At 42.4% G+C, this 12,705-nt stretch carries 8 protein-coding genes; 2 read left to right on the plus strand and 6 right to left on the minus strand.

Translation table 11 applies throughout. The features are described from left to right. Positions 1 to 62: 62 nt before the first annotated feature. Entirely contained in the window at positions 63 to 1,301 is a 1,239-nt protein-coding gene (locus K6Y31_RS08690) for a glycosyl hydrolase family 18 protein (protein WP_233052397.1), read from the minus strand. Between the two features lie 437 nt (positions 1,302 to 1,738). Further along, positions 1,739 to 2,626 carry a penicillin-insensitive murein endopeptidase gene (gene mepA / locus K6Y31_RS08695; protein ID WP_233052398.1) on the minus strand — a complete coding sequence of 296 codons (888 nt, stop codon included), beginning with the start codon at positions 2,624 to 2,626 and terminating at the stop codon, positions 1,739 to 1,741. A gap of 154 nt (positions 2,627 to 2,780) precedes the next feature. Here mepA and K6Y31_RS08700 point away from each other — a divergent pair, with 154 nt between their 5' ends. Next, positions 2,781 to 4,055, plus strand: coding sequence for a CinA family nicotinamide mononucleotide deamidase-related protein (locus tag K6Y31_RS08700; RefSeq protein ID WP_233052399.1), 1,275 nt, complete (start codon positions 2,781 to 2,783; stop codon positions 4,053 to 4,055). Positions 4,056 to 4,220: 165 nt separating this feature from the next. On the opposite strand, the gene K6Y31_RS08705 is transcribed toward K6Y31_RS08700, so the two are convergent. Continuing rightward, on the minus strand, positions 4,221 to 4,439 hold the full coding sequence (locus tag K6Y31_RS08705; RefSeq protein WP_233052400.1) for a PRC-barrel domain-containing protein: 219 nt from the start codon (positions 4,437 to 4,439) through the stop codon (positions 4,221 to 4,223). A 237-nt stretch (positions 4,440 to 4,676) separates the two neighbouring features. On the opposite strand from K6Y31_RS08705, the gene K6Y31_RS08710 reads away from it, so the two are divergent. Further along, positions 4,677 to 5,384: a Crp/Fnr family transcriptional regulator gene (locus tag K6Y31_RS08710; RefSeq protein WP_233052401.1), complete on the plus strand. Its 708-nt coding sequence runs from the start codon at positions 4,677 to 4,679 to the stop codon at positions 5,382 to 5,384. A 131-nt stretch (positions 5,385 to 5,515) separates the two neighbouring features. Here K6Y31_RS08710 and K6Y31_RS08715 read toward each other — a convergent pair whose 3' ends face one another. The 3 genes from K6Y31_RS08715 to pbpC form a co-directional block, all read right to left on the minus strand. Further along, positions 5,516 to 6,715: a response regulator gene (locus K6Y31_RS08715; protein ID WP_233052402.1), complete on the minus strand. Its 1,200-nt coding sequence runs from the start codon at positions 6,713 to 6,715 to the stop codon at positions 5,516 to 5,518. A gap of 31 nt (positions 6,716 to 6,746) precedes the next feature. After that, positions 6,747 to 9,944, minus strand: a complete 3,198-nt coding sequence (locus tag K6Y31_RS08720) for an ATP-binding protein (protein ID WP_233052403.1) — start codon at positions 9,942 to 9,944, stop codon at positions 6,747 to 6,749. Between the two features lie 558 nt (positions 9,945 to 10,502). Further along, positions 10,503 to 12,689 (minus strand): penicillin-binding protein 1C, encoded by a 2,187-nt coding sequence (gene pbpC / locus K6Y31_RS08725; protein WP_233052404.1) that lies wholly within the window; start codon positions 12,687 to 12,689, stop codon positions 10,503 to 10,505. Positions 12,690 to 12,705 lie beyond the last annotated feature (16 nt).

The following is a 12,705-nucleotide window of genomic DNA, read 5'->3' on the forward strand; positions in this document are numbered from 1 at the left end:
TCCAGCGTGCCGATTGCGTGACATCATCAATCGGCACGGTAACTCAATCCATTAACTGGCAATCACAACTCTACAGGATTTTCTAACATCCCCAGTGCTTTGGCTGCGTGTAAAAACACATCACTGGTTTGACTAAAATGCCGTTCCCCTTGATTGTCATATTCCGGTACAAAGTCCGAATCGTCCTGACAAGGGCTTGAATAACTCCAAAAGCTAGCGCCGTCTTGGGGGCGACCAAACTCAGCAATGTAGCCGTACAAATAACCTAACCGCTTTGGTGTGTAAGCAAATTGTGGCCAAGCCTCTTTACCGACATGACAGCCATGAGCAATAGCAAAGCCGGGTTGATTAAAACGGGCTAAATATTCCGACACACTGCGATGCGCTTCGTAACATAATACGCGTGCTAATACGTTAGCGGTGCCCATGTTATAAGCCTGATAAATCACCAAATCTAGCATATGACCAATCAGTGGATAGCGCTGCGCTGATATTGAGTCTTCATTTTTTGCTAAGAACACTTCAGCCATTTTACCGGTAGACGGAAAATCAAAGGCACTGGCAACAGTACCAACATGGCAATGCCCTGCTTGGCGGTATGTCGATGATTGGCCCATCTCGCCCAAAGCGAGCTCTTGCTCTTGTTCATCAGGTGCAATCAAACTGGCTAAGTTGCGTATCACTGAGTTGCAATTCTCACTCAATAACGAAAAGTGTGAGGCATCAAAACGAAGTAAATTAGGCTCAGTTATCTCAAGATGTTGATAAACGTCCTGCCCACCTAATAGGCCAACACCAGTTGGCGCACAACTAAGCATGTAATGCTGCTGAGTGATGGCGGTTTGCTTATCTAACGCAGCGCGAAAACCAATAATTATTTCTTGATAACGTTTTATTTGCGCCGCCGTTGCGGTCATTAAGCCCGCTGGCTCATAATCTATGTCAATGCCATCGAGTCCTAAACTGGCCACCAGCAAGGCAATATTGTCATATTGTGCATCATCAAATTCACCGCCTATTTCACCGCCAACCGAGATCAGCACTTTTTGGCCATGGGCTTGCTCAATACAAGCTTTTAACTGTTTTAAGGTTTCACCTGTGCTTAAGTTAGCGGCTTCGCCTTCAAAAAAAATGTCGCTGATCGGCGCGTTCAAATCACCATCAAATTGCAGCTGAGGCGAAACAAAAGACAAAATAATGTGGCTAATATAATCAGGCACACTGGCAAGCTTACTGTGCGCAGGTTTGTGCCAGTTAAGCTGAGTTTGCCACATGGGGAAATACGTGATTTGAATAGCCATAAAGGTCTCGAAGAATACTAATAAGGACAAATTATATTACTCAGGCCAAGTGAAAACACAAGTTACCGGATCACAACCCTCACGTTTGGTAAAAGTTTAAACTTGAGCTGTCAAAGCAACTGTATGCAAAGGGCCTAATCAAAAAGGTGATCGGATTAAAATTTATACAACAAAATATTCTAGAACCATTAAATCATGATCTAGATTAATAAATGACGAATAGAGGTGCTTTTAAGATGAGACAGCTGTAACCACACAGCCACATTTAACAAGGATGAAGATCATGGCTAAATTACAAACTCAGTTTTTTGTTGCCGTTGTTATATTAACCATCACCGCGGTGTATCTGATGTATCACCTATAGCTTATTGTTAAATTTATATGATTAATACATGAAGCCAAATATTGGCTTCATGTACTGGCGTTACTTGCACAGCTTATTTCAACGTACCATTAATCAAATCTTGGCAACGCAGCGGTTTCAGTTTTAGGTTATCTTTATATACTGGTTTTTTCGGTTTTGTCTTAGTCGTGCTTTTAGCCAGCAACAACTGCTCTTGCTCCTTGGCTTTTTCTTGCTCGGTTTTTGGTTTTGGCCACCAAGAATATAATTCTTTACCGCAACCATCCCCAGGTGGTGGCGGCAATTGTGCGGTACATGAATCATCACCCTTCGGGCAATTTAACCTTACGTGCATGTGATAATTATGCCCAAACCAAGGTCTGACTTTACGTAACCAATCACGGCCATCAGGCCAATCGGCTTTACATAACGTTTCTTTGATCACTGGATGAACAAAAATGCGTGCTACCCGTTTGTCACTGGCGGCCAACTCGACCATTTTGGCGTGCTCGTCAGTCCATTTTTGCGCTTTGATTTTATAATTTTTCATGTCTACAACGTTATAAGGAGACAACTTCTCACGCGCTTTACGGCTGTATTGTTTATCACCAATACGCAGCCAAATATCCGCATCTAATCCCGTTTGATGACTGGCATGGCCAGAAGTAAAGCGCCCACCTCGAGCCATCGACATATCGCCAATCAACAAATCACCATGTCCAAGGCGCTTGTTTTCTTTCGCTAGTTCAACTAAATAATCAACCATCACCGGGTTAGCGTAATAACGCTCGCGTGAGGTGCGAATAACTTGATAACCATCGCCCTCTAATGGCAACGCCTCTCCGCCCACTAAACAACCATTAGCATAGCTGCCAATTGAACTTGCTGGGCCAGTAGCAGGCTCTGCAAACTTTTCCCATGGATTGGCAGCCAATGCCGCTGTACTGAATACTAAACTGATAATTGCGCCAATAAATCTCATACAACTTCCCTATGAATGCGGTCCCGGACAATGCGAGCGGCTAAAGTTGATAACAAGTTTAGCAATCAATTAACCCTAACTGTATTAATACTTGCTATCACTCGCTAATTAATTAATCTAAAAGCATATTTAGTTACGCTAATTTGAGAACGGCATGAAAATAGAAATTATAAGCACGGGCGATGAGCTGATCACGGGACAGATCTTAGACACTAACGCTAACTGGCTTTGCCAGCAGCTATTTAGCCAAGGTTTACAACCGCAAAGATTACATACCGTTGCAGATAATTTAAACGATTTGGTCACCTTGTTTACCGAAGCATCACAGCGCAGCGATATTGTCTTGGTCAATGGCGGTTTAGGGCCAACCAGCGATGATTTATCAGCGCAAGCAGCAGCGGCAGCGATGCACGTGCCGGTTGAGCTAAACCAAGCTTGGCTCGACGTGATGAAGCAAAAATTCGCTGAGCGCGGCCGAGTGATGGCGAAAACCAATATCAAACAAGCCATGTTGCCCCAAGGTTGTGATGTAATAGACAACGCCAACGGCACCGCGTGTGGCTTTAGTTTCACCTTTAATCAAGCGCGATTTTATTTTACGCCGGGCGTACCCCACGAATTTAAGCACATGTTCAGCACCCAAATTTGGCCCGATATTGCCACACGTTTTGCACTGAATAATAAGCTAGTGCAATACAAGATCACGACCTTTGGTTTGGGTGAGTCAGCCATTGACGCTTTGATTCAAGATGTAACAATCCCAGCGCAACTGCATTTAGGTTATCGCACCGCATCGCCTGAAATTGAAGTGAAATTAATCAGTTCAGATGCCGATATCATTAAACAAGTCGCGCAACAAATCGAACAAAAACTTGCCGATTACGTGATATTTACCAGTGATGAAAGCGACAGCAGCGCAGAGAAAATCCAACACTTAATGCTGGCCAAACAAGCCACGTTAGCATTAGCTGAGTCTTGTACTGGCGGCATGATAGCGTCAAGTTTAGTTGCCATTGCTGGCAGCTCGGGCTATCTAGACCGCGCCATGGTCACCTACTCTAACCAAGCCAAACAAGATTTAGTGCAAGTCAGCGCTGATACATTATCAAGCCACGGCGCGGTAAGTGAAGCGACTGCGATTGAAATGGCGCAAGGGGCGAAACTATCAGCAAAAAGTGATTATGCATTATCAGTCACCGGCATTGCCGGCCCAGGTGGCGGCAGTGCGCTAAAACCGGTCGGCACAGTCGCCTTTGCCCTTGCCACACCAACTGAAACCTATAGCCAAATGTTAGTGCTACCGGGTAAGAATCGAACCATGACCCGCAAGATTGCCTGCGCCATCGCTCTTGATATGCTGCGCCGTCATCTGCAAGGTTTAGCAGTCTATGGTCATTATGATTTTGCGCCAAAATGGCAAGCTCACTAAGCAAAGAAAAAGAGTCTAGCAAAGAAGCTACTCCACCAAGGTGTTTGAAATAAACGTCGTACACCTTGGTTTGATAGTCTACCGAAACACCATCGCTGGCGTCCAACGCCAACGATGGTCTTCGCAACAGCATTTTAATGCTTAACTCTGTTTCACCTGCTCTCTTTAGATAGAGACCGTCATGGTCTTACCTTCTTGATCAATCTCTTTAATCGCAATAGGTGACAACAGTACTTTTCGACTGGCTAACCAAGAGCCTGTTTCAACCACTAAATACCTAACCGCCCATTGTTTGTCATCAAAATAAAAATCTTTGGTGTGACCGATGTCGCCATCAGTGGCGTTAATGGCAAAATTCTCTAAATCATTGAGTGAATGTAACATTATGTTTTTACTACAGATTGAAGAAATAACAAGCAGTAACTCATTACTTGAAAAAGCTCATAACAATCACATTGCGCTTAATCGTCGTAACAACCTGTTCGTTGTCGCACTTAAGGCATAATAAAATTATTAATGTTATGTCTTCACACTTAACTTTAAGAATCTCTGTTATATTCAAACAGCCAAATATCTTCAGTCGTCCCTTAAGGCACCTCAACAAATAAATAAAGGTTGTTCATGAAACTTCCAAATGAGAATAAATTACTCAGAGTGCTGCCCAGTGACACCAAAATGCGTTTATTACCGCAGCTAAAACGAATAGCTCTACCTTTAGGGCAAGTTCTCTACGAAGCAGGCCAACATATTGATAATGTGTATTTCCCCATCGATAGTATTGTCTCTTTGCTGTACGTATTAGAAGATGGGTCTTCGGCAGAAATATCCGTTGTTGGCAATGAAGGCTTGGTCGGTATTGCCGTATTTATGGGCGGAGAAAGCACACCAAACCGCGCAATAGTTCAAAGTGCGGGAGACGCTTATAAACTGCCCGCCTCAGTGTTACGCAGTGAGTTTAATAATAACCAGAGTATCCGAGCATTGCTGTTACGCTATACCCAGACCCTAATAGCCCAAATGGCACAAACGGCGGTGTGTAACAGACATCACTCTATTGATCAGCAACTATGTCGTTGGTTATTGCTGTCGTTAGACCGGCTAGCAACCAATAACCTCACCATGACCCAAGAGTTAATCGCCAATATGTTAGGGGTAAGACGAGAAGGCGTAACGGAAGCCGCGGGTAAATTACAAAAGCTTGGCGTAATAAACTATAAGCGCGGCCACATTACCGTGACTAATAGAGAAAAACTTGAAGAGCTCTGCTGCGAATGCTACGCCGTAGTAAAAAGTGAAACCGACCGCCTTGAAGCGTATTTACCGCAATAACTTCCCAACAATACCTTGTTAATACTTATTCAATAAACCTATTAGGCAATGGTTACAATTAGCCATTACCCGTCGGTTTTCGTGCTAGTGTTACATGCAAAGGAACAATCGCAATCAAGCAGATTAAATTATTAGTCATACTGATCTATAACGGCGTGAACTTTTTTAAGAAGCGTTTCAGCGTTAGTAGGCTTAACTATGTAATCAATCGCGCCACTCTCCAAACAAGTTCTAAAATGTTCTTTATCAGAATAACTGGTCAGCATAATAATGGGTATCGTCGATAAGTTTGGTATTTTCTTACATGCTTTAATGGTCTCAATCCCATCTAGTATCGGCATATCGATATCAAGTAACAATAATTTGGGATCCGACACTTTTGCCTTCATGATAGCTTCCGCTCCATTAGAAGCAGTTTCAACTTTGAAGCCTTTCGGTTCGAGCATTGAGGCTAAAATTTTAACTAAAACAGGCTGATCATCGGCAATGACAATGGTTATTTTCTTTAGCGGTTTTATTGCCCACATTGGCGACTTCACTACACCCGTTTTTGCTACTTTATTTTTAGTTTTTCTTACAGGTTTAGCCGATTCTTGCAAGGCCTTGAACATCTGCTCAGTATGCTGCTTTAGCTTATCAAGCTCAGGTGATACCGATATGGAGCGAAGCATGTCAAGTAATCTTGCCACTTCCTGCTCCGACAGTTTTCCTGCCAATTTTTCCAATGACTGACTAAGTTCATCTTTAATTGCACTGCCAATAAGCCCATCGAATTTGCTAATCACTTCATCTAATTTACTAGATTGTTCACTGCCTGCGTGACGAATTTTATCACATAAGGCCTTTAATGATTGGTCACTACCTTCTTGTAACTCATCAAGTTCTCTCGATTTTTTCAGCAATGCCATGTCTAGTGATATTTTTTCCACTGCCCGCTTAAGTGATAAATTTAGTTTTTTATTGTCGTATATCGGCTTAATTGTTTCGTAACTATAAAACTCACCCTTCTCGCATAATTGGTAAGCTAGCTCGCGATGGCTTTTATCACACAATAGAAAGTTTTCATGATTAATATTAAAAATAGGCGCGAGCGACTCATTTTTACATAAGCTTTTTTTTAACACCCATGAGGTATGTGGATTATCAAAAGCAAAAATAAATAGAAAGCTATGATGATGCTGTCTAAAACAGTTAAGATATTCTTTCGGCTCTAACCTTATATCTGCATAAAATACATTGCTAAAACGTGTTTTTAGTAACGATGACAACGCATCCACCGTTTCATGTGACTCGTGAAAGACGATCAAACTTGTCGATGTTCTTTTATCCATGATGAGCCCATTGTTGTTATTTGAACATTATTTACTTTATGATGCCCTGTGTTTGAAAATAGCGCTTCATCTGTACGGTTAATAAATTAATTTGCTCCATGAGTTGTTCCGCTTCAACCCAATCACCACCAAACTCTTCAAGCGCCTTAAATAACTTGGCATGTTCAAAAGCACCACTTGAGTGAGAGGCTCCACGCGCACCATGGGCGATATGTTTCAACTTTTCGCCAGCTTTTGTATCGATTATTTGGCGCAAGTTACTCACGTCATTAACAAGGCCATCCCAGAACATGGCTAAAATTTCGCTAATCAAAACATGATCTTCACTGCCCATCATGTCATGCAAGTGATTATAGTTGATAATATTAATATTAGATGCTACCTGATCAATTGGTTGCCTGATTTCTTCCTGAACTGACAAAGCCTTATCTTCTGAGCCGGTTGCTCGAGTCCATTTTGCAATCACATTTTCAAGTATATTTAGTTCAAGAGGTTTAACCATGTAATCATTCATTCCAACTGCTAACCCTGCATCAACCTCATCCGACATCCCATTTGCTGTGATAGCAACGATCTTGGTACTCGGTCTGTTTTCTTTCAATTCAGTTTCCCTGATCTTTTTAGTCAACTGTAAACCATCCATTTTCGGCATATGCCAATCAGTTAGTAGTAGCGAAAATTTTCCTTTTAACCACTTTTCATAAGCGTCTAATCCATTCGAACACAACACATATTGATAGCCTAGATGGGATAGCTGACCTTGAATAACCTTAAGATTTGTTGGGTGGTCCTCAGCGACCAAGATAGGCAATATCGCAGTCCGCTCATTCCTTTTTGTTTGTTTTTTATCTAATGGACCGTCTGCCCCTTTACTAAATTTTAGTGGTTCACCAATTAGCGAATGGAGTGCATTAATAAATTGAGTTGGCTTGATAAAGCGCGCTGATAGTCGATACGTATTCTGGTCTACCCAACCAGATACCAGTTTAGAATAAGGTTTTATTTGAAGGACTTGCATAAAATCTGAATGTTTATAGTGTCCGTCTGTTAGTACAATAACTCTTGGAAGTATATCCTGAAATATTATCTCTTTACGCTGTACAACCTTATCAGAACATCCGATTCCTTGAATAATCGTTAAGCAGACCTGCTCAAGCTCTTTATCGTCGCACTCAACAAGAAACCACCATTGTTTAAGAGGGTTCAAGATTGGATAAAGTGGCGTTTGCAGAGCCACCTTAGCCGGTAGCTTAGCTCTGAATATAGCCCCGTTTCCTAACTCGCTTTCAACATCAACCTTTCCTCCCATCATAGTTACTAATGAGTGTGTAATTGACAAGCCTAGCCCTGTTCCACCAAACTTACGGGTTGTTGAATTATCAGCCTGAATAAACGGCGAAAACAAATCTTTTAATTGAGCGGTAGACATACCAACCCCATTATCTTCCACTTCGAATACAATATTGCTATTCGAATCATCAATTTGGTCCTTAAAGTATTGAGCTCGTAATATTACTTTTCCTTTTCTTAAACCATCTTGCTTGCTAAATTTTATGGCATTACCAACAAGATTAATCAGTATTTGTCGAACTCGATTAGGATCCATATATATTGCTTCAGGAATCGATAAATCAACGTTGATAAAAATACTTACACCATTGTTGTGCGCACTAACCGACAGCACATCAGCTGTTTTCTCTATCAGTTCTAACACTGAAATAGGTAAACGCTCTAAAGGCATTTTTCCTGCTTCAATTTTTGAGAAATCAAGAATATCATTGATTATATTTAGTAGGGCAAATGACGAGTCACTAATCGTATCCAACATGTCAATTTGCTCATTTGACATCTCCGTTTCTCTAAGTAGTTCAATCATTCCTATCACACCATTCATCGGTGTTCGGATTTCATGGCTCATGGTTGCTAAAAAACGAGACTTTGCCTGATTTTCTTGTTGTGCCTCAATCGCTTCTTGGGTTAATAATTTATTCAACTCATGCTCTTGTGTGACATCTATATTCACACCAAACGCTTCACTGGGTTCATCGTCTTTATAAACAACATAGGCTGATGCTTTTACCCAACGAATATCGCCAGTCTGTTGATTAACAATTCGAAATTCATACTTAAATGGGCAGTTATTAGCAATAGCAGAAAAAAATGCAGACTCAGTAGCAACAAGGTCATCAGGATGAAGTGTGTCTCGCCATGCCTGATACGTAAGGTTTTCTTGAAATGGTACCCCGTACATCTTGTACATATGACTATCCCAATACAAAGCTTGGGTTTTAATGTTAATAGACCAGTTACAGATTCCGCCGGCTTCAGAGGCAAGAGTGCGGCACTCGAGTAAATGATCTCGCTCTTGTTTAGAGCGCAACAACTCTGCTTCTGCGTGTTTGATTGATTCAATATCATCAATAATAACAGTAAAATATTTTGGTTTATGATCTTGATCTGTAACAACCGACACGGTGAAATTTGCCCAAAAAGCACGCTTGTCTAGGGTTATAAATTGCAATTCAAGGTTGAATGACCCCTCTCGTTTTTGAACCAACTCCAGCATTTGCGCTTTTAGTGTATTTTGAACAACGTCTTGTTGAAGTGTCACATCACCTATATTCATTTCAAGAAGCTTTTGCTCCTTATAGCCGAGATACTGACAGAGCTGTTCGTTGACTTCTATAAACAGTCCACTTAGGTCTAATCTTGCAATGCCCACCGCAGCTTGGCTAAAAGCACTCTGAAAAAGTCGCTCTCGTTCGGTTAGCTCTTCTAAGAGAAATGCGGCTACTGATGGTTCATCTGAGCAACTTATAATACTTTTAGGCGAGGTTTCAGCCGTTATTCCAGCTTGAAAAGGTACAGTGTTAAATTGCAGTAAAAATTGTGCTACCGGCTGTGATGATTCATAGAGTGGAGTGACACTGACATTTAACTCCTCATTGTAAAAGCTCTGTTTCGATAGTTGGCTCTCCTGCAACCCTTGCCTAAGCGCAATAACCCCCTCAGGATTGCATTTTTCGTTTAACAATTGTAGGCAAGGCTTATCTATAATTTGATCGGCGGCTTCTTCACACATGGATTCAAAGGCAAAATTCACGTAAGTAATTGGAATATGAGAAATCATTGCGTCGCATATCAAAATCGGGCATGTCATCGCATTAAACACCCGAGTCTCAATCAGGGTTTCAATCTGACTACCCACTTGGAAATCGGTTTGGCTCATATTCATTACGCCCCTTTTAGTCACTTTCTACCCGAGAGAAATAAATTTAAAAAACAACAATCTAATAATAAGTAACCAAATAAAAATAACCTTTTCCACTATTCAAAGATAGAAGTAATACTTTTTAAATCAAATAATATCGCTTAAATAAAACAACCTTTAATTAATAACTAATTGACACTTTGCTACTTTTTGGCGGGATTACCCAGTCAGTGACATGGATAGGTGATAAAGCAGTAGAGATAGTCAACAAACGTACCTAATAAAATTCAGTTAGCCCCGCGGCTGTGAGCATTTTGCTCACTAACGGATGAAGTATATTTTTATCGCAAAATTTCGTTTTCAGGGATGAAAACGCAAAGCGTATAGGGATATATACCCAAACAAGCTTAAGAACTTCTGGTTGATAATTATTTACAGGGTCTTGTTTGGGTCTATTCAAAGCGTTTTTGCAGCAAAAATAAAAGATTCCGTCTATCCAGAACTCGAGTTAGGTTAGAAAATTGCCAAACTTTGCAATGAGAGTAGTCTCATCCAGCTATATGAATACAAGGGCAACTAATAAACCGCTATCGCCACAGAGTCACAGCCAGACTGATCGCAAGCGGTGAGTTTGTGGCTCCCTCGCCTCAAATCATCAAGATCAAGAGCGTCACCTTCGATATATTTATCGTTTAAGTACCATTTTGCTTGCGCCACATTGCTCTTAAGCAGCAGACGCTGCTTGGTATAGGAGAAAATACTGGTTTTATCACGCGGGAAGATAATTTTGACCTTGGCTCGCTGAGTCGAATTAATCGCTGTAAATGGGGTTTGTTGCTGCCAGATTTGCATCGCCAGTGGCCACTGATGTAAAGCTTGCCCACTGCCTCGCTGCTTTAAAGTGGCAGGTGTTAAGCCGTTAATGGTCCAAGCCTTGTGTTTAGTTAAGCAGTTTTCTTCACGTACTAATGCGCTATTAAGCCCTGATGGCCAGCAAATCTGTTGCTTTACCACACTCGCTGGACGGGTGATCTTTGTTTTATCGGCGGGCAGCAAATCAAAAGTATCAAATAAAATAGGGCCAGCTTGGTTTGCACCTGTTTGACCGACATGAGGCGCGCCATCGGGACGCCCGATCCAAACGCCGACGGTATAATCGCCGCTTACGCCAATGGCCCACGCATCACGAAAACCATAGCTAGTGCCGGTTTTCCAGCTAATACGGCGACCATAAGCCGCTTTGGCGCGATCAGGCGGTGGAATTTTACTTAAGGTATCGGCAATGATCCACGCCGCCCCTTCAGACATTAATGGCTGTACCTGTTTCGCTTTTGTTAACCCTTGGCCATGTCTAAAAACAGGTTTCACCATCTCACCTTGGCGCGCTAAGGCAGAATACAGGCTGATTAACTCACGCAAGGTAATGCCATTGCCCCCTAATGCTATGGCCAAGTTCGGTTTGGCTACCCGTAAATCTATTCCTTGCTTAGTAAGCTGGTCGGCAAAATAATCCGGCGTAATGGCTTCCATCACCTGAACCGCAGGCACATTTTTTGAGGTGCGCAGCGCCATGTCTAAACGCATGGGGCCGGCAAAGGCGTGACTAAAGTTAGTCGGGCTATAATCGCCAAAGCTACGCGGCACATCGGTAAGCAAACTGGCTGAATGCACTAATCCACGATCGAGCGCCATGGCATAAATAAAAGGCTTTAGGGTAGAGCCCGGCGAGCGTACGGCTTTGGTCATATCAACATGGCCAAAACGTTGTGCGCTGTAAAAATCTGCCGAGCCTTTATAAGCAAGTACATGCCCTTGGCGATTATCCATTACCATCACAGCGACAGAAAGCTGGCTAGACAAGCGACTTAACCGCCTTGCCACTACGGCATCGACATCGGCTTGTAAGGTTTGATTAATGTAGGTTTTGATATTGGCATCAACGGGCGCCTGTTGGCGCAGCTCTCTGGCTAGCAGTGGCGTGGATTGCGGCAAGCTTATACGCCCCGCTTTTATCGGCTCTTGACGCATCATCTTCTGCTGGTATTCGGAGATCACCTCAAACGTTAATAAACGGTCAATTACCTTGTTTCGGGCTTTTAGGGCGCGTTCAGGGTGGCGATCGGGTCGATATAAACTGGGTCGCTGCGGCACTACCACCAACAAAGCCGATTCAGTTAAATTAAGCTGATCGGCCGTTTTACCAAAATATCGCAGGCTAGCAGCTTGCACGCCCTCAATGTTGCCGCCCATTGGCGTATAAGTAAGGTATAAATTAAGGATCTGCGCTTTATCTAAATTCCACTCCAACTGCAGTGCCCGAAATAGCTGAGTTAATTTGCCAAGGTAGGTACGTGAGTGAGGATAAAACATTCTTGCTACTTGCATGGTCAGGGTTGAGCCACCTGAGATCACCCGGCCATAGTGCCAGTGTTGATACAAGGCGCGCACTAACGACAGCGGATTAACGCCAACGTGCTGATAAAAATAGCGGTCTTCATAGGCCATTAACGCCTTCAGATAAAACGGGCTGACGTCATGGCTATCCACTGCAATACGATAAACGCCTTGTTCGTTGGAGAACTGGCGTAAGATCTGCCCTTGCTCGGTATAAATGGTGGTAGAAACGTGCCCTTTTACCGAATAATCAAACGGAAACAGTTTGTTAAGTAAGTAAAAGAAAGCAAAAAGCGATACGCATAATAGCGCGCTAAAGCGAGTAAACCGCCACAACGCGCCTTTTAATTTTATAGCCTCTATCGCCATTGCTTTTTTATATAGC

The sequence above is a fragment of the Motilimonas cestriensis genome (assembly GCF_021295315.1).
GTDB lineage: Bacteria > Pseudomonadota > Gammaproteobacteria > Enterobacterales > CBDFNC01 > Motilimonas > Motilimonas cestriensis.